This window comes from Litorivivens sp. (genome assembly GCF_041625495.1).
Taxonomy (GTDB): domain Bacteria; phylum Pseudomonadota; class Gammaproteobacteria; order Pseudomonadales; family Spongiibacteraceae; genus Litorivivens.
Map to the genome: position 1 here is coordinate 1 of NZ_JBFJTH010000031.1, position 21041 is coordinate 21041.

Sequence of the window (21041 nt, forward strand, 5' to 3'; positions counted from 1 at the left end):
AAGCACGGCTTCAAGCGCGCCATTGTGCCCACGGCTAACCGGCCGCGCAAAGCCCTTGAAGGCATGACGGTGGTGGCGGTGGATAATCTGGCTCAGGCGCTTGAGGCGCTCTAGCAGCAGGTGGCGTCGGCTGCCTGTTGTAGAACGCTGCCCGTATTCAGAAGATCTCTTCCAGCGTGTTATCGCCAGGGCCGGCCCCGGGTGACATGGCGGGTACTTCCACGCTGTCTGCCTCGGGGACCTCTTCCACTCGAAAGATTTCGAAAATCGCGTTGCTTTGACCGGGCGCCGCCAGTTTGCCGCTGTTGGGGTCGATACGCACTGTCGCGATGCCCGGGGGTTGCTTGGCCGGGCGCTCTGGAACGCCTTTGAGGGCCGTTTCCATGTACTTCATCCAGATGGGCAAGGCGGTGGCGCCACCGTATTCACGGCGGCCCAGGTTTTTGTTGTCGTCAAAGCCGACCCAGGTGGTGGTAACGATGCCGGCGCCATAGCCAGAGAACCAGACGTCGGTCGGGCCGTTGGTGGTGCCGGTTTTGCCGGCAAGGTCGGTGCGGCCGAGCTTGCGGGCGCGACGTCCGGTGCCATAGCGGATAACGTCCTTGAGAATGCTGTCCATTATATAGGCCACGCGTTCCTCAACAATGCGCTCGGCTGCCGGGTGTTGAACTTCCGGGATCTCGGGTTTTGCATTGAGAATGGCTTCGAGGTTGTTGGCTTCTTCAAAGAAGGGTTCGTCGCCGACAAAAATCTCCTCTTCCGGGAACGTAACCGTCTGCTCGTCGCAGTCCTGGCACACCACGGGATGTTCGGCCTGGTAGAGGACGTTTCCGTCTCGGTCTTCAATGCGCTCGAGCACGTAGGGCTTGACGCGATAACCGCCGTTGGCGAAGACCGCGTAGCCATTGACCACATCCAGCGGCGTAGCAGAGAGGCTGCCGAGGGCCAGCGACAGGTCCCGAGGTAATTGTGATTTCCTGAACCCGAACCGTGTCACGTAGTCGATGGTTTTGGCGATGCCGGTGGAGCGTAACAGGCGGATAGACACCAGGTTGCGGGAGTTGTAAAGCGCTTTGCGCAGACGGGTGGGGCCGTAGAATTTGCCACTGTCGTTGGTCGGTCGCCAGGTGCTCTCCAGCTGCTGGTCGTCAAAGACAATGGGTGCGTCGTTGATAATGGTGGCTGGCGTGGCGCCGTTTTCCAGTGCGGCGGCATAGATAAAGGGTTTGAAATTGGAGCCTGGCTGCCGATTGGCCTGAGTTACCCGGTTAAAACTGCTGTAGCCGTAATCGTAGCCGCCTACCAGGCTGACAATGGCGCCAGTTTCCGCATTCATGGAAACCAACGATGCCTGAACGTCGGGCAGTTGTGATAGCTGCCAGGTCTGGCCCTTGCCGGCGGTAATGCGAATCAGATCGCCGCGTTTCAGAATGTCGGCGGCTTTCTCGGGTGATTTACCCAGACTGTTTTCATCAAGGCGTGGACGCGCTGAGGATAGTCCATCTTCCCAGGTCAGCGTGGTCTGTGAGCCATCCCTGAGCAGAATATCAACAGCCTGTTCTTGAACGTTCAGTACCAGGGCGGGTTCCCAGCGCCCTACCGAGCCGACGCGACGCAGTTCGCTGCGCCAGTGTTCCAGATCCTGAGGGTTCTTTTTCAGCGGCCAGTGATCCTCGGGGCCGCGGTAGCCATGACGATTGTCGTAATCCATGACACCGGCGATTACTGCCTCGTTGGCGACGTTCTGGAGCTTGCTATCGATGGTGGCGAAGGCGCGGAAGCCCTCGGTGTAGGCATCGGGTCCGTAGCGGCGAATCATTTCGCGGCGGATCATCTCTGAGACGTAGGCGGCGTCGGCCTGAAGTTTGCTGCCGTAATAACTGGCGCTGACTTCTGTTTTGCGCGCCTCTTCGTATGCCTGCTGGTCGATATAGCCGAGACCGAGCATGCGGCTGAGAATCCAGTCGCGGCGCGACTTGGCGCGCGATGCGTTGGCGAGGGGGTTATACAGGGAGGGTGCCTTTGGCAAACCGGCGATCATGGCCATCTGCGCCAGGCTGAGCTCGCCGACATGTTTGTCGTAGTAAACGCCGGCCGCCGCTTCGATACCGTAAGCGTGGTTGCCGAGAAATATCTTGTTCAAGTAAAGCTCGAGGATTTCTTCTTTTGAAAGTGCCCGCTCGATCTTGATGGCAAGGAATATCTCATTGAATTTTCTAGAAAAAGTTCGTTCCTGAGTGAGGAAGTAGTTCTTGGCGACCTGCATGGTGATGGTGCTGCCGCCCGTCTGGATTTCACCGCTCATGATCAATTGTGACGCTGCTCGCAGCAAGCCACCGATATCTACGCCATGATGTTTATAAAAACGGTCGTCCTCAGCGGCGAGGAAGGCCTGAATAAATAGTGGTGGGATATCTTCGAAGTCCAGCGGTGTTCTTTTCATCTCCCCGAATTCACCGATTAGCAGGTTATCGCTGCTGTAGATGCGCAGCGGCGTCTGTAATCGGATGTCGCGAAGTGAATCAACATCCGGTAATTTTGGTGTTAAATAAATGAAGATAGCGGCGAAACCGGCCACGGCGGCGGCGGTCAGCACCAAAATTAAATGTGTAAGTACCCGCCGTAGAACAATAAATTTTGACATTCGGTCCCTGTGGAATGGTGGCTTGGGGTTTGCGAAGTGGCGCCTATGTTAGCGAATTGAGACGCTGTCTACTCAAATTTAATTATAACCATTTGCGAAATCGGGTTCTGTGGTATTTAATCTAATTATAAAAAGTGTGTTCTAAGTCTCGGATGCAGATAGGAAAACTCTGGTGTTAAAGGAACTTTTCGGCGGCTGGCGACCCAGCCAGGTGATTGGTGTGGATATTAGTTCCAGTACTGTCAAAGTGCTGGAATTGAGCCGCAATGACGGTCGCTACCGCGTGGAAAGCTTCGCGGTGGCTCCCTTACCTCAAAATGCGGTGGTCGAAAAAAATATCACCGATACCGAGGTGGTGGCCGAAACGCTACGCCTGGCCTACGCTCGCTCTCGCTCCAAGCAGAAAAATGCGGCGGCAGCGGTATCGGGTGCAGCGGTCATCACCAAGGTGATCGAAATGTCGGCCGACCTCAAAGAGGATGTTCTGGAAACCCAGATCACCATGGAGGCCGATCAGTATATTCCCTATCCCTTGGATGAAGTCGCGCTCGACTTCGAAGTGCTCGGCCCGTCCGAGCGAAATGAGGAAATGGTGGAAGTGCTGCTGGCCGCCTCGCGCCAAGAAAATATCGATACGCGAGTAGAGTCGCTTGAACTGGCCGGGCTGGAAGCGAAGGTTATTGATATTGAAGCGTTTGCCATGGAACGCGCCTTCTCGCTGATCGTCGAGCAGTTTGAGTTGAACGAGAACTCGGTGGTGGCGATTGTCGATATCGGGGCGACCGTAACCACCCTTAGCGTGATCGTTAACAATGAAACCATCTACACGCGTGAGCAGCTATTCGGTGGCCGCCAGTTGACGGAAGAGATTCAGCGCCGCTACGGCATCACCTACGAGGAGGCCGGGCAGGCCAAAAAAGAAGGTGGTATTTCCGACGACTATGAAGAAGAGGTGCTCGAGCCCTACCGCGAAGCCGTATTGCAGCAGATAACCCGCGCACTTCAGTTCTTTTTCTCGGCAAGCCAGTACAACATGGTTGATCTGGTTGTGTTGGCGGGTGGTGTTGCCTCAACCAGTGGGTTGGCTGAGAAAGTGGGCGAGGAAATAGGCACTACAACCGTCGTCGCAAACCCTTTTGCTAATATGGAAGTGGCCCCTGGGGTTGATGTCCTGGCATTGAACAGTGACGCACCGGCAATGATGATTGCCTGCGGGCTGGCGCTGAGGAGTTTTGACTGATGGCAAATATTAACCTCCTCCCCTGGCGTGCAGAACGACGTGCTGCGTTGCAGCGGCAGTTCCTGGTAATTCTGGGCGGTATGGCCCTGCTTGGTGGCATTATTGTGCTGATAGCGAACCAGGTGGTGACCGGTCAGATTGAGTACCAGAACGGGCGCAACAGCTATTTGAAGCAGCATATTGCCGAACTGGACCGGCAGGTGAAAGAAATTCGCGAACTTGAAAAGCGTCGCGCAGAGCTACTGGAGCGGATGGAAATTATCCAGGGCTTGCAGGGCAAGCGCCCGGTCATTGTTCGTATCTTTGATGAATTTGTTCGCACCATGCCTGATGGCGCGTATTTTCAGACTATGACCCGCAGCAAGGACAGGATTCACGTGGTGGGCAAGGCGGAATCGAATAACCGGGTATCAAGCCTGATGCGCCGCGTCGACGGCTCCGAGTGGTTCAAGGATCCGAACCTGACTTCCGTAAAGGCGGCTCCGGATTACGGTGAGCAGGGCAGCCAGTTTGAACTTTCCTTCAGCATTACCTCGCCGGACGAGGAAAAGAAAGGTAAGGAGAAATAACCTTGGCTTTTCAGGATGCAATAAAAGACCTTAAAGATCTGGATCTCAATAATCTGGATTTCGAGTCTATTGGTACCTGGCCGATACTGGCCAAGGCGATCCTCTGGCTGGTTGTATTTCTGGCGGTCGTCATCGGCGGGTATTTCCAGTTGATTGCGCCGCTGCGGGTGGAATTGGCTCAGGTCACCGCCAAAGAGCAGGATTTGCGTGAGGAGTACAAGCGTAAGGCATTCAAGGCGGCAAACCTGGCGGCGTACCGCAAACAAATGATCGAGATGGAAGAGACCTTTGGTGCGTTATTGAGTCAGTTGCCGACCGACACCGAAGTTCCCGGTCTGCTCGAAGACATCACCGAAGAAGGGGTGTCCAATGGCCTGGAAATCACGTCAATCAAACTCCAGCCGGAAGTCAAAAAAGAGTTTTACATCGAGTTGCCCATCAGCATTCAGGTGAAGGGTCCCTATCACGATCTGGCTGCCTTTGTGAGTGGTATTGCCAGCCTGCCGCGAATCGTTACGCTTCACGATTTCAAGATTGGCGGGGTAAAAGGCGCGATTGACCTCAGTATGTCTATCACTGCCAAGACGTATCGCTATCGCGATCCGGAGGCGGGCTGATGAAAAAGCTGGGAGTTATCTTGGGCGTTACAGTGGCCTTGGCGGGCTGCGGAGGCAACGCGGCCTACGAAGATATTGATGCCTACATGGCGGAGGTTAAATCGCGGCCTGTCGGTCAAATTCCGCCGATCCCGCCGTTCAAGGCCTATAAAGCTTTCAATTACAGTGCCTCCGGTATGCGCAGCCCCTTTATTCGCCCGGTCGAGGCAAAGCAGGTGGCCCGTCTGTCGGGTAATGCGACGGTGACGCCTGATTTTAATCGCAAGCAAGAGTTTCTCGAGCAGTTCAGTCTGGACTCTCTGCGTATGGTGGGATCGTTAGAAATAGACGGCGTGCGCTGGGCTCTGGTGAAAGACAGTGAAAACAGCGTGCACCGGGTCAAGCGCGGTAACTATGTTGGCCGCAATCACGGCAGAATTGTTGAGTCGAATGAGACCAATGTCCTGATCATCGAAATCGTTTCCGATGGTGCGGATGGTTGGATTGAGCGACCACGAACACTGGAAATAAAAACGAGTGACGGTTAAGCGAGCGGAGAAGTCATGAACATCATTAAGCCACGTAATTTGCAGCGGTACCTGCTTTGGGTGGTCTGCTTGATCCTCTCACATCCGCTCTTAGCGAGTGAACTGAAAGATATTCAGTTCTCGTCATTGCAGGGTGGTCGCTTTGAGGCGCGGTTAAGCTTTGATTCAACCCCCCCCGAGCCCAAAGGCTATACCATTGAGAAACCGGCCCGGATCGCGCTGGACTTGCCCAATGTGTCTAGTTCGTTGAAACAGAAAAAATTCCCGCTGTCTTATGGCAATGCCAGTAGCGCCATTGTCCTTGAAGGCAATGGTCGTACCCGTCTGGTACTGAATCTACTTGAGCTGGCACCCTACCTTACGCGGGTTGAAGGCAATGACCTGGTGGTTGAAGTGGGCGAAATCTCGTCTGACTACCTGAAGCAGACGGCGGGTACGCTGCAGCAAGTGTCGCGGGGCGATCAGAAAGTTGAAACGGCTTCAGGCAACCGCATAACCGACATGGATTTCAAGCGTGGCCAGAATGGTGAGGGCATGCTGGTATTGAGCCTGAAAGATCCCAAGGCTGATATCAATGTGTATGAGCAGGGCACCAAGATTTTTGTGGAATTTTCCGAAGTCTCGCTACCTGACCAATTGCGTCGTCGCTATGACGTGGGCGATTTTGCCACTCCGGTTCAACTTATCGACGCGACAAGAACGGCGAAAGGCACGCGGTTTGAAATTAAATCCAGCGGCGATTACGACTACCTGGCCTACCAGACCGACAATGAATATGTGGTCAGCGTTAAGCCACTGACGCAGGCGGAAGTGGAAGAGCGCCGTAAAGAGTTTGCTTATGTTGGTGAAAAGCTGTCGCTGAACTTTCAGGACATTGAAGTGCGTGCCGTACTGCAGCTGATCGCGGATTTCACCGAGCTGAACCTGGTGGCGAGCGATACGGTAACCGGCAGTATTACATTGCGGTTGAAAAATGTTCCCTGGGATCAGGCGCTGGAGTTAGTGCTGAAAACCAAGGGCTTGGATAAGCGCCTGGTGGGCAACGTGTTGATGGTCGCACCGGCGGCGGAAATTGCCGAACGTGAGCGTCAGGAAATCGAGGCCCAGAAGCAGGTGCGTGAGCTGGCACCTCTGCGCAGTGAATTTATCCGCATCCGCTATGCGGATGCCAAAGATCTGCTGACCCTGTTTCAGCGCAGAAACAATCGAGCCGGCCGCGGTGGAGATGACGATGAGGGCGAAGATATTCTGTCTGAGCGCGGACGTGTGGTGTTGGAAGCACGTACTAATTCGTTGCTGATTACGGAAACGTCAGAGAAGCTCGACGAGATTCGCCGTCTTATCAAGCAGGTGGATGTGCCCATTCGGCAGGTGCAGATTGAAGCGCGCATTGTGCGAGCCAATTCAGATTTCGATCAGAGTCTGGGGGTGCGCTGGGGTGGTGCCTACACCAAGGTCAATTCCGACAATATCGTGTCAGCCAATGGCACGATTGAAGAAAACAACGAAACCAGTACCAACCTGATTGATGCCATTAATGCGGGTAATCCATCGTATGAAGTGGTGCCGGGTATGATTTCCGACCTGGGTGTCGCGGGCGCGGCGGGCTCATTTGCGCTGGGCTTTATCGGCGATGATGTGTTCCTCAATCTGGAGTTGTCCGCTTTGGAATCCAAGGGGCGCGGTGAAATAGTGTCCCAGCCGAAGGTGATTACTGGTGATAAAGAGCCGGCTATCATCAAAGCGGGTACCGAGATTCCCTATCCGCAGTCTGCGTCCAATGGCGAGACCACCATCGCTTTCAAGGAGGCGGTGCTCAGTTTGGATGTCACCCCGATCATTACTCCTGATGACCGCATCTTGCTCGATTTGCTGATCAATCAGGATACCGTAGGGCAGTTGGTTATCGCGACTGGGTTGGGTGGTCAGGTGCCGACCATTGATACCACTGAGCTGAAAACGAAGGTGCTCGTGGGCAATGGTGAAACTGTGGTTCTGGGTGGTGTTTATGAAACCACCGATATCAGTTCTACGACCAAGGTTCCGTTCTTGGGTGATATCCCCTATATTGGCCGCCTGTTCAAGCGTACTCAGGTTGAGCAGGATAAATCCGAGCTGCTGATTTTCATCACGCCGCGTATATTGGCTGATACCCTCGTCGAATAACTCTATGAAGCATGAACGCGTGTTCCTTGTCGGCCCTATGGGGGCTGGCAAGAGCACAATTGGTCGGCTGTTGGCCGACGACCTCCATCTGGATTTCCGTGACGCCGACCGCGAGATTGAAGAGCGCAGCGGTGTCGACATTCCTTGGATTTTCGACAAGGAAGGCGAGGCCGGATTTCGAGAACGCGAAACAGCGATGATTGAGGAGCTCTCTCTGCGAGACGGTGTGCTGGTTTCCACTGGCGGCGGTGTCATAGGGCGTCCCGAAAACCGTCAGCTGATGGCGCGCGGCACTGTGATTTATCTCTACGCTTCCGTTGATGAGCAAGTTCGCCGTACCGCCAAAGATAAAAAGCGCCCACTGCTGCAAAATGCCAACCCCCGTAAGGTACTAAAAGAACTCATGGCGGTTCGGGATCCCTTGTATCGAGAGGTGGCGCATATCATTATCGACACCGATGGGCGCACGCCGCGCGCGGTGGCGACAGAATTGAAGCGTCTCCTGCTGGCCTGAATTCCCCGGAAAACGCTACAATAGCCATTTACTTGGCAGAATATTCCCCCATGCGAGAACTAACCCTGGATCTGGGCGAGCGGTGCTATCCCATTCGCATTGCGCCGCGCCTGCTGGCTGATAACAACTGGCCGTCATTTGTTCGTGGTAATCAGGCTTGCGTTGTCACCAACGAGACGATCGCGCCGTTATATCTGGATGCCGTTCTCGCGCGGCTTGAGGGTAAGAAAGTCAGTGTTGTCACTCTGCCCGATGGAGAGCAATACAAAACCCTCGAATACTTGAATCACATATTTGATCGTTTGCTTGAAGACAATCATTCACGCAGTACCACGTTGATCGCTTTGGGTGGTGGTGTTGTTGGCGACATGACCGGCTTTGCCGCAGCCAGCTACCAGCGTGGCGTGCCGTTTATCCAATTGCCTACCACGCTGCTCTCTATGGTGGATTCTTCGGTCGGGGGCAAGACCGGGGTTAATCACGCGCTGGGTAAAAACATGATAGGTGCCTTTTACCAGCCCCAATGCGTGATCATTGATACCGATACGCTGAAAAGCCTGCCTGCTCGCGAGTACGCGGCCGGATTGGCCGAAGTTCTAAAGTATGGTCTGATTGCCGACGTGCCTTTTTACGAGTGGCTTGAGGCCAACTGGGATGCACTGCTTGCCAGAGATGGCGAGCTGCTGGCGGAGGCGATTCTGCGTTCCTGTGAAAACAAAGCGAAGGTCGTTGCTGAGGATGAAAGAGAGTCGGGCCGTCGGGCGATTCTCAATCTGGGGCATACCTTTGGGCATGCCATTGAGACCGCCACCGGGTATGGCAGCTGGTTGCATGGCGAAGCCGTGGCAGCTGGCATGGTGATTGCTACACGATTGTCGGCGGACTTGGGGTGGCTGCCCAGGGCTGAGGTAGAGCGGCTCACTCGTCTGCTGGAGCGCGCGGCCCTGCCGGTTGCGCCACCGGCGGATATGAGCCCTGAGCAATTTTTGACCCTGATGGCGCGCGACAAAAAAGTGCTGGATGGCCGTCTGCGGCTGGTGCTGTTATCCGGTATTGGTGAGGCCATAGTCACCGATGCGGTGCCACAGGATGCTGTAGTGGCTGCCATCCGGGGAAATTAAGTATTTGTTTTAACTGACAAAAAGTTTATTTATACCGCCTATTTTGCGGGCAAATTTGTCGCCTATGCGCCAGGCGTGTAGAATGTCCCTCCTTTTTTCCGGTGTCTGCGGGCATTGGAGCGCGACTGCTATAGCTATCTTTCTGATTTTCTGAGTTTTTTTGCGAGAGTCGATTTATGAGTACAGGCCTGTACAGACCTGAGGATGTGCGTGACAACTGTGGCTTTGGCCTTATTGCCCATATGCAGGGTGAGCCCAGCCATAAGTTGCTGCAGACAGCCATCGAGTCCTTGACCTGCATGACGCACCGGGGCGGGATTGCTGCCGACGGTAAAACCGGTGACGGCTGCGGCCTGTTGCTCAAGAAACCTGACAGTTTCCTGCGTACCCTCGCAGACGAAGCGTTTTCCGCCACCCTGAGCGACATATACGGGATTGGCCAGATTTTCCTGAGCACCGATACCGCGAAGGCGGACGCTGCCCGTAAGGCCATGGAAACTGCGCTGGCGGAGCAGGGTTTGGAATGTGTGGGCTGGCGCGAAGTGCCGCACGACCCTTCCGTGTGCGGTGAAATCGCGATTGAAAGCCTGCCACGCATTGAGCAGGTCTTCATCAACAGCGATGCGGCCAGTGATCAGGAATTGTGCACCAAGCTCTATGTGGTGCGTCGCCGTGTAGAAAACGCACTGAAGAACGACGCTGACTTCTACATTTGTAGCCTGTCATCCTCGGTGCTGTCCTACAAAGGCCTGATGATGCCGGTGGATCTCCCCAAGTTCTACCCGGATCTGGGTGATGCGCGACTTGAAACCGCTATTTGTGTCTTCCATCAGCGCTTCTCCACCAACACCCTGCCGCGCTGGCCCTTGGCGCAGCCTTTCCGGATGCTGGCCCACAATGGCGAGATCAATACCATTGAAGGCAACCGTAACTGGGCAGAAGCCCGTTCCGCCAAATTCTCCAGCCCGTTGCTGCCGCCGGTAGAGTCTATTGCCCCTCTGGTTAACCGCACCGGCTCCGACTCTTCCAGCCTGGATAATATGCTGGAACTGCTGGTTGCTGGCGGTATGCCGCTGTTTCGCGCTGTGCGCATGCTTGTGCCACCAGCCTGGCAGAACATGGAGCACATGGACGCGGACCTGAAGGCGTTTTACGAATACAACTCCATGCATATGGAGCCTTGGGATGGCCCTGCGGGTATCGTATTGACCGATGGTCGCTACGCTGTGTGTATGCTCGACCGCAATGGTTTGCGCCCGGCGCGCTGGGTTACGACCACTGATGGTTTCATTACCCTGGCTTCGGAAATTGGCACCTACGACTACAAGCCAGAAGATGTCATAGCCAAAGGCCGAGTCGGTCCCGGCCAGATTCTGGTTGTCGATACCGAAACCGGCGAAGTGATGCACACCGCCGATGTCGACGCTCAGCTGAAAACGCAACAGCCCTATAAAAAGTGGCTGAAGGAACACGCGACCCGGCTGGAGTCCACCCTGTCGTCGGAGCTGGTTCCAGATCTGGTTGGCAAAGAGCAGCTCAAGGCCTATCAGAAGTACTTTCAGGTCAGCTTTGAAGAACGTGAGCAGGTCTTGCGTCCTCTGGCTGAGTCCGGCAACGAAGCGGTTGGGTCTATGGGTGACGATACACCCATGGCAGTGCTTTCTCGCCAGCAGCGTCCGCTCTACGATTTCTTCCGCCAGAAGTTCGCGCAGGTAACCAACCCGCCAATTGATCCGCTGCGCGAAGCGATCGTGATGAGCCTGGAAACCTGTCTGGGCCGCGAAAAGAACGTTTTTGAAGAAACAGCTGATCACGCCGAACGCCTGATTCTGTCCAGCCCGGTTCTGTCGCCGGACAAGTTCCAGCGTCTGTTGGAGCTTAACAACCCGAATTTCTCGGTGGAGCGCATCAGCCTCACCTACGATCCGGCCACCACAGACTTGCGCAGTGCCATCAAGGCGCTGAACGACACAGCGGTAGCTGCTGTAAACAGCGGCAAGACCATCCTGCTGCTGACCGACCGCGATATAGAGCCAGGGCTTGTCAGCATTCACTCGCTGATGGCAACCGGCTCGGTGCATCACCACCTGATAAAGCAGGGCCTGCGCTGCGACGCCAATATTGTGGTGGAGTCCGGCAGCGCCCGCGATTCCCATCAGCTGGCGTGTCTGTTTGGTTACGGTGCAACTGCTGTCTACCCGTACATGGCCTACAGCGTGATTAATGACATGCTGCGTACCGGTGAGTTGGTGGGCGATACCAATCAGTGCCATACCGCTTACCGTAAAGGCATCAACAAAGGGCTGATGAAGATCCTGTCGAAGATGGGTATCTCGACCATTGCATCCTATCGGGGCGCCCAGTTGTTTGAAGTTATCGGCCTGGACGATGAAATTGTAGAGCAGTGTTTCCGTGGCACCGCCAGCCGTATCAAAGGTGCGGACTATGGTGAGCTGCAAAAGGATCAGGAAGCTCTGGCTACGCTGGCCTGGATTCCACGCAAGCCGATTAGCCCCGGTGGTCAGCTTAAGTTTGTCCACGGTCAAGAATTCCACAGCTTTAACCCGGATGTGGTGAAGGGCTTGCAGGACGCGGTGCAGACCGGCGATTACACTCGCTGGAAGGCCTACAGCCAACTGGTGAATGAGCGTCCGGTAGCGACGCTGCGCGATCTGTTGAAACTGAAGGACGCCAAGCCCATCCCGCTGGATGAGGTAGAACCCATCGAGAACATCCTGCCGCGCTTTGACTCGGCCGGTATGTCGCTGGGCGCGTTGAGCCCAGAAGCCCACGAGGCGCTCGCGACGGCCATGAACCGGCTTGGCGGTCGCTCCAACTCCGGTGAGGGCGGTGAAGACCCGGCCCGTTACGGCACAGAGCGCAATTCGAAGATCAAACAAGTGGCTTCTGGTCGCTTTGGTGTTACACCGCATTATCTGGTCAACGCGGAAGTGCTGCAGATCAAGGTTGCCCAGGGTGCCAAGCCCGGTGAGGGCGGCCAGCTGCCTGGCGGCAAGGTCAACGAACTGATCGCACGCCTGCGTTACTCTGTGCCTGGCGTGACACTGATTTCGCCGCCGCCGCACCACGATATCTATTCTATCGAGGATCTTGCGCAGCTGATCTTTGACCTCAAGCAGGTTAACCCGGCGGCGCTGGTGTCTGTGAAACTGGTATCTGAACCCGGCGTCGGAACGATTGCTGCCGGTGTGGCCAAAGCCTATGCGGATTTGATCACGATCTCCGGTTACGATGGCGGCACGGCTGCCAGTCCGATTACCTCAATTCGCTATGCGGGTTCTCCTTGGGAACTTGGTCTGGCTGAAGCCCAGCAGACGCTGCGCGGCAATGGTCTGCGTGGCATGGTACGCGTACAGACAGACGGCGGTTTGAAAACCGGTCTGGATGTGGTGAAAGCCGCAATACTCGGCGCCGAGAGTTTTGGTTTTGGTACTACTCCGATGGTAGCGCTGGGTTGTAAGTACCTGCGCATCTGTCACCTGAACAACTGTGCCACGGGTGTCGCAACGCAGGATGGTCGCCTGCGCGACGAGCACTTTATCGGTACCGTGGATATGGTGGTGAACTTCTTCAGGTTCATGGCTATGGAAACCCGGGAACTGATGGCTAGCCTTGGCATTCGGACGATGGATGAGCTGATCGGTCGCACCGACCTGCTGGAGCAGCATGCAGGGGCTACCGAGAAACACGGCAAACTCGACCTGTCGCCGATTTTGCACAAAGACGTCGACGCTGAAGGTCAGCCTGAATTCTGTCAGGTTGCTCTGAACGCCCCGTTCGACAAGGGTGAAAAGGCCGAGGCCATGGTTGCGGCCACACTGGATGCGATTGAGAACAAGCGCGGCGGTGAATTTGAATTTACCGTGACCAACTGCGATCGCTCTATCGGTGCCCGCCTGTCAGGCGAAATTGCCAAGCGTTACGGCAACGATGGCATGGTCGATGCGCCTATTACCCTTCGCCTGACGGGCACCAGCGGCCAGAGCTTCGGCGTGTGGAATGCTGGCGGCCTGCATATGTACCTTGAAGGTGATGCCAACGATTACGTAGGCAAAGGCATGGCTGGCGGCAAGCTGGTGGTTTATCCGCCCAAAGGCAGCCGGTTTGCGTCGCAGGATACCGCGATCATTGGTAATACCTGTCTCTACGGCGCCACCGGCGGCCGATTGTTTGCCAGTGGTCGCGCTGGTGAGCGCTTCGGTGTTCGAAACTCCGGGGCCCATGCGGTTGTCGAAGGCACCGGTGATCACTGCTGCGAGTATATGACTGGCGGCAACGTCACCGTGTTGGGCCCCACGGGCGTCAACTTCGGTGCTGGTATGACAGGCGGTTTTGCCTACGTGCTGGATCTTGAGCATCGCTTTGTGGATCGTTACAACAGCGAGCTGGTCGAGATCTGCCGTATTACATCCGAGTCGATGGAAGCCTATCGCTCACATCTGCGCGCCAATATTCAGGAATTTGTAGCCGAAACTGGCTCAGCCTGGGGCGCCGAAATTCTGGAGAACTTCTCCGATTACATTGCCAAATTCTGGATGGTCAAACCCAAGGCGGCGAGCCTGGGAGCCCTGCTGGCGAGTACACGCCAGCGTCCGGAATAGGTTGAGCGGGGAAGGATTGAGGTAATTTTATGACGGAACGTCAGAGTAATAATTTCCAGTTTATCGATGTCGGTCGCGCAGACCCGGACAAAAAAGCCATCGATGTGCGCAAGGCCGAGTTTGTCGAGATATACGAGCCCTATCGCGAGCAACAGGTCGCCTCGCAGGCAGATCGCTGCCTTGCCTGTGGTAACCCTTATTGTGAGTGGAAGTGCCCTGTGCACAACTACATTCCCAATTGGCTGAAGCTGGTCAGCGAGGGCAACCTGTTTGAGGCCGCTGAGCTGTCGCATCAGACCAACACCCTGCCAGAAGTCTGCGGGCGGGTTTGCCCGCAGGATCGTTTGTGCGAAGGGGCCTGTACCCTGAATGACGGTTTTGGTGCAGTGACCATCGGCTCTACCGAAAAATACATCGCCGACACCGCGCTGGCCATGGGTTGGCGACCAGACCTGTCAGAGCGTGTCTGGACTGACAAAAAAGTTGCCGTTATTGGTGCGGGGCCAGCTGGGTTAGGCTGTGCTGACGTACTGGTACGCGCGGGCGTTAAGCCGGTAGTTTTCGATAAATACCCGGAAATCGGTGGTCTGCTCACTTTCGGTATTCCCGAGTTCAAACTCGAAAAATCTGTCATGGCGCGCCGTCGCCAGGTATTTGAAGACATGGGTATCGAGTTCCGTCTCAATACTGAAGTGGGCAAAGATGTCATGCCGAAGGAACTGATGGATGAGTTCGATGCCGTCTTCCTTGGTATGGGTACCTACACCTACATGAAGGGCGGCTTTACCGGTGAAGACCTGCCCGGCGTATACGATGCCTTGCCATTTCTGGTTTCCAATGTGAATCGCAACCAGGGTTGGGAAACAGACGCTACCGATTTTATCGACGTGCGTGGCCAGCGGGTGGTTGTTCTTGGTGGTGGTGACACAGCCATGGATTGTAACCGTACCTCCATTCGCCAAGGCGCCGAGAGCGTTGTGTGTGCCTACCGCCGCGACGAAGAGAACATGCCGGGTTCGCGCCGCGAAGTGGTTAACGCAAAAGAAGAAGGCGTGCAGTTTCTCTATAATCGCCAGCCCGTTGCCATCGTCGGTGGTGACAAAGTAGAAGGCGTTAAGGTGGTTACCACGCGTCTGGGTGAGCCCGATGAGAATGGCCGTCGCCGCCCCGAGGAAATCCCCGGCAGCGAAGAAGTGATTCCCGCCGACGTGGTGCTGATCGCTTTTGGTTTCCGCCCCAGCCCGCCGAACTGGTTCGGTGAGTTTGGCATTAACCTGAATGACTGGCAGGGCGTAGTTGCTCCGGAAGAGCAGACATACAAGTTCCAGACCAGCAATGCCAAAGTATTCGCTGGCGGCGATATGGTGCGCGGATCAGATCTGGTGGTCACTGCGATCTGGGAAGGTCGACAGGCGGCTGAAGGTATTCTGGATTACCTGAAAGTCTGAGCTTCTCATCGGGCGTCAGGAGCCTGACGTCCGATGCTTCCCAGAAGTCACCCACACTGCAGGCGGAGCGCCAGTAATGACGAGCACCCTAAAAAACGATACTTTCCTTCGCGCTCTGCTGCGTGAACCCGTCGACTATACGCCGGTGTGGATGATGCGTCAGGCAGGGCGTTACTTGCCTGAATACCGCGCGACCCGAGCGGTAGCCGGTGACTTCATGTCGCTGTGTATGAATCCGGAGCTCGCCTGCGAGGTAACCCTGCAGCCATTGGAGCGTTACCCGCTGGATGCCGCTATTCTGTTTTCCGATATTCTGACCATACCCGATGCCATGGGGCAGGGGCTGTACTTTGAAACTGGCGAAGGCCCACGTTTCAAAAAAGTGGTTCGCACTCAGGCAGATGTGGATGCATTGCCGATACCTGATCCAGAGAAAGATCTCGGATATGTGATGGATGCCGTGCGCACCATTCGCCGCGAACTGAATGGCCGAGTGCCACTAATTGGCTTTTCGGGCAGTCCGTGGACGTTGGCCACCTATATGGTTGAAGGCGGCTCCTCCAAGGATTTTCGCACCACCAAGGCGTTGGCGTATGACCAGCCGGAACTGATGCACGGTCTGCTCGACAAGCTGGCTCAATCGGTAGTGTCCTACCTAAACGGTCAGATAAAGGCCGGGGCTCAGGCGGTACAGATTTTTGATACCTGGGGTGGCACCCTGAGTGCTGCGGCTTATCAGGAATTTTCCCTGCACTACATGCAGAAGATTGTCGATGGCCTGATTAAAGAGCATGAGGGTCGGCAAGTTCCCTGTATCTTGTTTACCAAAAATGGCGGCCTGTGGCTGGAAAGCATTGCCGCCAGCGGGTGTCAGGCGGTGGGTCTGGACTGGACGATCAATATCGGCGAGGCGCGCAAGCGTATCGGCGACAAGGTCGCGTTGCAGGGCAATATGGATCCGACCATGCTCTACGCCTCACCTAAGCGTATACGTCAGGAAGTGGCTACCATTCTGAAAAGCTTTGGTCACGGCACAGGTCATGTATTCAACCTGGGACACGGCATTACACCAGAAGTTGATCCGGCACACGCCGGAGCATTTATTGAGTGTGTCCGCGAACTGTCTGCTGAGTATCATCAGTAACAGCGGGGCGCTGTCAGCTGTCGTCATCAACGGCCTGGCGGGTATTTTGCCCAGATGGCGCTGACCGCGCTCTCAATAGCTTCCCCTACTTTTTCCGGTGAATCATCCGCGTCTACGACTGCAATACCACGCCAGCTAAGCTGCTTGCTATGGCCATCGAGAATATCCACGATGACTCGCAGTTTTCGTTCCGGGTGGCTGCTCCCCAGCGGAAAACCTACCGATACACCCAGACCAAAACCCCCGCGACCGCTGCCCAGGCCAACGGAGCCACGGGTGTTACGGCCTCGACCATGGCCCTCAATCTGCTCACTAAGATAGTAACGCAATAGAAAATCCGGCTTTTCGGTTCGCCCGGCTTCCTGATAGCGCTGTTGTTGCAGCAGGGTTTGTAGTTGGTTGCGCACGCGCTCAACATGAAAAGGGCTGACACTGCGGTCACCACCGCTGGTTTCACTTTGCCAGTGGTAGCGCTGATAGCTGTTGAAGGGGGCGGTGGGGTTGAAGTCAGTCTCAACCGGCACGGATGAACAGGCGGTCAGCCAAAGACACATACCCAGTAAAAATGTGTGTTTCATGCTCTTTCCCCTGTCGCCTATCTATTCAGACTGTGAACCTTTTGCCCAGTTCAACGCATACGGGGTGACGATGGCAAGTGACAATGTGATCGTTAACCATGCCTGTAGCCTGCATGAAGGCGTAGACCGTGGTGCTCCCAAGGAATTTAAACCCGCGTTTTTTCAGGTCGTTTGCGATTTTGTCCGAGAGACTGGTGGTGGCGGGAATGTCTTTCATGGCGCGGCGCGCGGGTTGCTGCGGTGAGCCATCGACAAAATCCCACAGGTAAAGTGCAAAGCGGCCGTACTCCGCCTGTACCTCGAGAAAGCGCTGGGCATTGTTGATGGTGGCTTCTATCTTGGCGCGGTTGCGCACTATCCCCGGGTCAAGCATCAGGCGCTCAACGCTGGCTTTCGTGAACCTGGCGACTGTCGCTATTTCAAACTGTTTAAACGCTTTGCGGTAGTTTTCCCGTTTGCGCAAGATGGTGATCCAAGACAAACCCGCCTGGGCTGATTCCAGCGCCAGGAATTCAAACAGCTTTTGCTCATTGCTGAGCGGCACGCCCCACTCCTCATCGTGATAGGTACAGTACAATTCGTCGTCGCCGCACCAGCTGCAGCGCTGAATTTTTGTGGCCATCGTGAACCCGTTTCATGTTGTTTCTTTTGGCTGTGATACCATGCGAATCCGCATTGATTGTTCAAGGATACATGGCATGAAGCGCACGCTGATAATGGTTTTTGTGGGTTTACTGATTGCAGCCTGCACCACCTCACCAACGGGCAGACGGCAACTTGTAATTTTTTCCGACGCCGAAATGTCGACGATGGGCGCCACCGCTTTTGATGAGATGAAGCAGCAAACACCGGTGCAGCGCGATGGCAAGGTCAATCAATATGTCACCTGTGTTGCCGATGCTATTACCAATACGCTGCCGGCAGAACATCGCGGTGGTTGGGAGGTGGTCGTATTTGACGAGAAAAGCGCCAACGCGTTTGCCTTGCCGGGCAAGAAAATCGGCGTGCATACCGGGCTATTGAAAGTCGCTAAGAATCAGGATCAGCTAGCCTCCGTTATTGGCCACGAAGTGGGTCACGTGATGGCACAACATAGCGCTGAGCGAATGTCGATGCAGTTCGTATCCCAGTCCAGCCAGCAGATCATTGGTGCATTAATAGGTGAAGGTGCGGGCCAGCAGACGGTGATGGCCGCGTTGGGTCTTGGCTCGCAGTACGGTGTGCTGATGCCCTATGGGCGCTTGCAGGAATCTGAGTCAGATAATATCGGGGTGCAATTAATGGCGCAGGCGGGCTTTAATCCGCAGGCCAGCATTGAATTGTGGCACAACATGGCGGCGGCCTCTCAAGGACAGCCGCCCGAGTTTCTGTCGACTCACCCCTCCCATGAAACACGCATTTCTGACTTGCAGGCGTTAATGCCAGAAATGCAGCAGATCTATAAGCAGGCGCGCTCGGCTGGTTACAGGCCTAACTGCACGCCCTGAAAGTTCGCATCGTGAGCGGTGCCTAGAGCGCCGCTCAATCATCCCCGCAACACACCCGGTGATTCATCTCGAGCGCAGGCTGGTCACAGTCCGGTTTGCCGACCACCTTGGCGGGCACGCCGGCTACCGTGGTGTGCGGTTCGACGTCTTTCAATACAACGCTGCCGGCAGCTATCTGGGCACCCTCGCCCACACGGATATTGCCGAGGATCTTGGCACCGGCGCCGATCAGTACGCCGTCTGAAATTTTCGGGTGGCGGTCGCCGTGTTCCTTGCCCGTGCCTCCGAGAGTCACGGATTGCATGATGGACACGTTGTTGCCTACCACGGCGGTTTCACCTATTACCACGCCGGTAGCGTGGTCGAGCATGATGCCGCGGCCGATTTTGGCAGCCGGGTGAATATCTACCCCGAATTCACAGGAAATTCGGTTCTGAAAAAACAGTGCTAGCGATTCGCGGCCCTGTTTCCACAGCCAGTGGGCTATCCGGTACGACTGCAGGGCGTGAAAACCTTTGAAGTAGAGAAAGGGGATAGACAGGCTGTCACAGGCAGAATCGCGCTGTTTGACCGAGGCAATATCAGCGCGCATGGCCTAGCCAATGGTCGGGTCGGCCGCCATGGCATTTTCAATAACCTCACGCACCAGCAGGGCTGATGCGGTTGGCGAATCCAGTTTGTTGGCCAGGTGAAAACTCAAGGCTGTTTCCAGTGAGTCATGATTTAAAATCGTGGCGTGCAGGAAGCTGGCCAACACGGGCTCGTGCTTTACCTCTTCCGCAGTTTCGTTGCGGATGGAATGCCAGATGCTGTCAGTGGTGCTCGCGGCTCTGAACGGTTCGGCGCTCATGATCCCTTCCTCGATGTGTACTGTTGCATTATAGCGGGGATAGTGGGGGCGATGACAATCGCACAGCCACTTGCCACAGAGTTTGACCGGCACCAGCATACTTCCGTTCAAAAGCAGTAATTGGCTGATTAATCTCCAGTTTTCTCGCATGGGCAGGAATTTCGGCAATTTTTAACGCCGCGCAGAACTCTTCTGCGTAGATACGCCAGTTGGTGCGCAGCTCCAGCTTGCCGCCAAGCGCTAGTAAGGTGGGGAAGAGAGGAGATGTGTGAATCCGACGTTTCAGGTGTTCGGATTTAGGCCAGGGATTGGGGTAAAGCAGGGTATGCTGCCGTGGCTGCCAGCCTGCGTCGTGCGCCAGACGCCAGATGTCGTCGGTATCGGCGCGCACCAGCAGACAGTTTTCTGGCAGGCGTTTTTGTTTGCTCAGCCGAGCAGACGATTTATCAATACCAATCACCGCGCAATCGGGGTGTTGCTGCGCCAGCCAGACGGAGCTTTCCCCGGTGCCGCAATAGGAATCTAACAGCAGCGGTTTGCGTTGCTGCTCAAGCCAGCAGCCTGCGTGCTCAAAGGCGGTTACATTGTGCTCAGCGTACGGCTTTAAAAACCTACTGCGCAGGTGTTTGCGCACTTCTTCTTCTAATTTGTCGTGTATACCAGACTGATTACTGGTAACTGCACGTACCGAGTTGCCCTTTGCGGTCTGGCTTGTCAAACTTTCGGCCTCCCGCACTGATTATTTACATAAAGAGAAAAGGCATGCGTCAGGACCGACGCCCATACTGGGTGAAAAAGAACTATCTGCGCTTTCGGCGCTGGTATACCAATCACTTTCTAAAGCCTGCTTGCGATTACCTGGGGGATTATCACACGTGTATGAAGCCTTGGTACATTTCAATTTCCGGGCCGAATATATCCATTGGTAAATGCGCAACGATCATTGGCGAGCCTGATAATCGGGTGAAAATAGGCGTGTGGGGCCGAGAGCCAGATGCGGGACGCATTGAAATAGGTGACTACGTGATGATCAGTCCTGGTACGCGAATTTCAGCCAGCGATGAGATCAAAATCGGGCACAGCGTAATGATGGCCAATGGTGTTTATATCACCGACTGCGACTGGCACGGTGTATACGACCGTACCAAACGCGATGATCGCGTGGCACCCGTGCACATTGCTGACAACGTCTGGCTGGGTGATCACGCCACTGTGCTCAAAGGGGTGACGATCGGCGAAAATTCGGTGGTGGCAGCTGGCGCAGTGGTGAGCCGTGACGTGCCAGCCAATGTGATTGTCGCCGGCAATCCGGCGCAGGTGGTAAAACAGCTGGATACCGAACGTGAGATGATTACCCGGGCGGACTATTTTAAAGACCCGGCGGCACTGGAGCGTTTTTTCGACGATGTAGACCGGATGGTGCTCACCGGGAACGGGTTCCTGAACTGGCTGCGTGCGCTGGTGCGGCCTACCACTCGCGACTGAATTGCAGCAGAAAAGCGCTGTGATCCAGC

16 protein-coding genes and 1 pseudogene are annotated in these 21041 nt (G+C 55.4%); 12 read left to right on the forward strand and 5 right to left on the reverse strand.

All coding sequences use genetic code 11. The annotated features are described in order from the left end of the window. Positions 1–157: 157 nt before the first annotated feature. Positions 158–2644, reverse strand: coding sequence for a penicillin-binding protein 1A (locus ABYP39_RS05630; RefSeq protein WP_372781495.1), 2487 nt, complete (start codon positions 2642–2644; stop codon positions 158–160). Positions 2645–2816: 172 nt separating this feature from the next. Here ABYP39_RS05630 and ABYP39_RS05635 point away from each other — a divergent pair, with 172 nt between their 5' ends. The 10 genes from ABYP39_RS05635 (at position 2817) to hemE (ending at position 16612) form a co-directional block, all read left to right on the forward strand. Beyond that, positions 2817–3884, forward strand: a complete 1068-nt coding sequence (locus ABYP39_RS05635; protein WP_372747628.1) for a pilus assembly protein PilM — start codon at positions 2817–2819, stop codon at positions 3882–3884. Continuing rightward, complete coding sequence (locus tag ABYP39_RS05640) at positions 3884–4453, forward strand: PilN domain-containing protein (RefSeq protein ID WP_372747627.1); 570 nt, start codon at positions 3884–3886, stop codon at positions 4451–4453. Before ABYP39_RS05635 ends, ABYP39_RS05640 begins: the two co-directional genes overlap by 1 nt. A 2-nt stretch (positions 4454–4455) precedes the next feature. Beyond that, entirely contained in the window at positions 4456–5070 is a 615-nt protein-coding gene (locus ABYP39_RS05645) for a type 4a pilus biogenesis protein PilO (protein WP_372747626.1), read from the forward strand. Then, the gene (locus tag ABYP39_RS05650) at positions 5070–5597 is read left to right on the forward strand and encodes a pilus assembly protein PilP (protein WP_372747624.1); all 528 of its coding nucleotides are present in this window, start codon (positions 5070–5072) and stop codon (positions 5595–5597) included. Before ABYP39_RS05645 ends, ABYP39_RS05650 begins: the two co-directional genes overlap by 1 nt. 15 nt (positions 5598–5612) lie before the next feature. Then, positions 5613–7763: a type IV pilus secretin PilQ gene (gene pilQ, locus ABYP39_RS05655; protein WP_372781497.1), complete on the forward strand. Its 2151-nt coding sequence runs from the start codon at positions 5613–5615 to the stop codon at positions 7761–7763. Between the two features lie 4 nt (positions 7764–7767). Continuing rightward, positions 7768–8277 carry a shikimate kinase AroK gene (aroK, locus tag ABYP39_RS05660; RefSeq protein WP_372747622.1) on the forward strand — a complete coding sequence of 170 codons (510 nt, stop codon included), beginning with the start codon at positions 7768–7770 and terminating at the stop codon, positions 8275–8277. A 50-nt stretch (positions 8278–8327) separates the two neighbouring features. Then, positions 8328–9398: a 3-dehydroquinate synthase gene (gene aroB / locus ABYP39_RS05665; protein WP_372781499.1), complete on the forward strand. Its 1071-nt coding sequence runs from the start codon at positions 8328–8330 to the stop codon at positions 9396–9398. A 176-nt stretch (positions 9399–9574) separates the two neighbouring features. Continuing rightward, complete coding sequence (gene gltB / locus ABYP39_RS05670; RefSeq protein WP_372781501.1) at positions 9575–14020, forward strand: glutamate synthase large subunit; 4446 nt, start codon at positions 9575–9577, stop codon at positions 14018–14020. A gap of 29 nt (positions 14021–14049) precedes the next feature. Further along, positions 14050–15468, forward strand: coding sequence for an FAD-dependent oxidoreductase (locus ABYP39_RS05675; RefSeq protein ID WP_372747619.1), 1419 nt, complete (start codon positions 14050–14052; stop codon positions 15466–15468). Positions 15469–15544: 76 nt separating this feature from the next. Then, a complete protein-coding gene (gene hemE, locus ABYP39_RS05680; RefSeq protein WP_372747618.1) occupies positions 15545–16612 on the forward strand; it encodes a uroporphyrinogen decarboxylase in 1068 nt (355 codons plus the stop codon). Positions 16613–16638: 26 nt separating this feature from the next. Here the strand turns inward: hemE and ABYP39_RS05685 are convergent, their stop codons facing one another. Continuing rightward, positions 16639–17190, reverse strand: a complete 552-nt coding sequence (locus tag ABYP39_RS05685; protein WP_372758797.1) for a DUF4136 domain-containing protein — start codon at positions 17188–17190, stop codon at positions 16639–16641. A 25-nt stretch (positions 17191–17215) separates the two neighbouring features. Then, positions 17216–17812 carry a DNA-3-methyladenine glycosylase I gene (locus ABYP39_RS05690; protein ID WP_372758798.1) on the reverse strand — a complete coding sequence of 199 codons (597 nt, stop codon included), beginning with the start codon at positions 17810–17812 and terminating at the stop codon, positions 17216–17218. Positions 17813–17888: 76 nt separating this feature from the next. Between ABYP39_RS05690 and ABYP39_RS05695 the strand changes: the two genes are divergently transcribed. Further along, positions 17889–18677: a M48 family metallopeptidase gene (locus tag ABYP39_RS05695; protein WP_372781503.1), complete on the forward strand. Its 789-nt coding sequence runs from the start codon at positions 17889–17891 to the stop codon at positions 18675–18677. Positions 18678–18711: 34 nt separating this feature from the next. Here ABYP39_RS05695 and cysE read toward each other — a convergent pair. Both cysE and ABYP39_RS05705 read right to left on the reverse strand, forming a co-directional pair. After that, positions 18712–19527, reverse strand: a pseudogene (gene cysE, locus ABYP39_RS05700) (serine O-acetyltransferase). 28 nt (positions 19528–19555) lie between these two features. After that, complete coding sequence (locus ABYP39_RS05705) at positions 19556–20245, reverse strand: tRNA (guanosine(46)-N(7))-methyltransferase TrmB (RefSeq protein ID WP_372749092.1); 690 nt, start codon at positions 20243–20245, stop codon at positions 19556–19558. A gap of 44 nt (positions 20246–20289) precedes the next feature. Here ABYP39_RS05705 and ABYP39_RS05710 point away from each other — a divergent pair, with 44 nt between their 5' ends. Then, entirely contained in the window at positions 20290–21012 is a 723-nt protein-coding gene (locus ABYP39_RS05710) for a DapH/DapD/GlmU-related protein (RefSeq protein ID WP_372758925.1), read from the forward strand. The last annotated feature ends 29 nt before the right edge of the window (positions 21013–21041 follow it).

Coding starts and splice junctions, on each gene's coding strand:
- ABYP39_RS05630 (WP_372781495.1), bottom strand. CDS start 2,644: ATGTCAAAATTTATTGTTCTACGGCGGGTACTTACACATTTAATTTTG.
- ABYP39_RS05640 (WP_372747627.1), top strand. CDS start 3,884: ATGGCAAATATTAACCTCCTCCCCTGGCGTGCAGAACGACGTGCTGCG.
- ABYP39_RS05650 (WP_372747624.1), top strand. CDS start 5,070: ATGAAAAAGCTGGGAGTTATCTTGGGCGTTACAGTGGCCTTGGCGGGC.
- pilQ (WP_372781497.1), top strand. CDS start 5,613: ATGAACATCATTAAGCCACGTAATTTGCAGCGGTACCTGCTTTGGGTG.
- aroK (WP_372747622.1), top strand. CDS start 7,768: ATGAAGCATGAACGCGTGTTCCTTGTCGGCCCTATGGGGGCTGGCAAG.
- aroB (WP_372781499.1), top strand. CDS start 8,328: ATGCGAGAACTAACCCTGGATCTGGGCGAGCGGTGCTATCCCATTCGC.
- gltB (WP_372781501.1), top strand. CDS start 9,575: ATGAGTACAGGCCTGTACAGACCTGAGGATGTGCGTGACAACTGTGGC.
- ABYP39_RS05675 (WP_372747619.1), top strand. CDS start 14,050: ATGACGGAACGTCAGAGTAATAATTTCCAGTTTATCGATGTCGGTCGC.
- hemE (WP_372747618.1), top strand. CDS start 15,545: ATGACGAGCACCCTAAAAAACGATACTTTCCTTCGCGCTCTGCTGCGT.
- ABYP39_RS05685 (WP_372758797.1), bottom strand. CDS start 17,190: ATGAAACACACATTTTTACTGGGTATGTGTCTTTGGCTGACCGCCTGT.
- ABYP39_RS05690 (WP_372758798.1), bottom strand. CDS start 17,812: ATGGCCACAAAAATTCAGCGCTGCAGCTGGTGCGGCGACGACGAATTG.
- ABYP39_RS05695 (WP_372781503.1), top strand. CDS start 17,889: ATGAAGCGCACGCTGATAATGGTTTTTGTGGGTTTACTGATTGCAGCC.
- ABYP39_RS05710 (WP_372758925.1), top strand. CDS start 20,290: ATGCGTCAGGACCGACGCCCATACTGGGTGAAAAAGAACTATCTGCGC.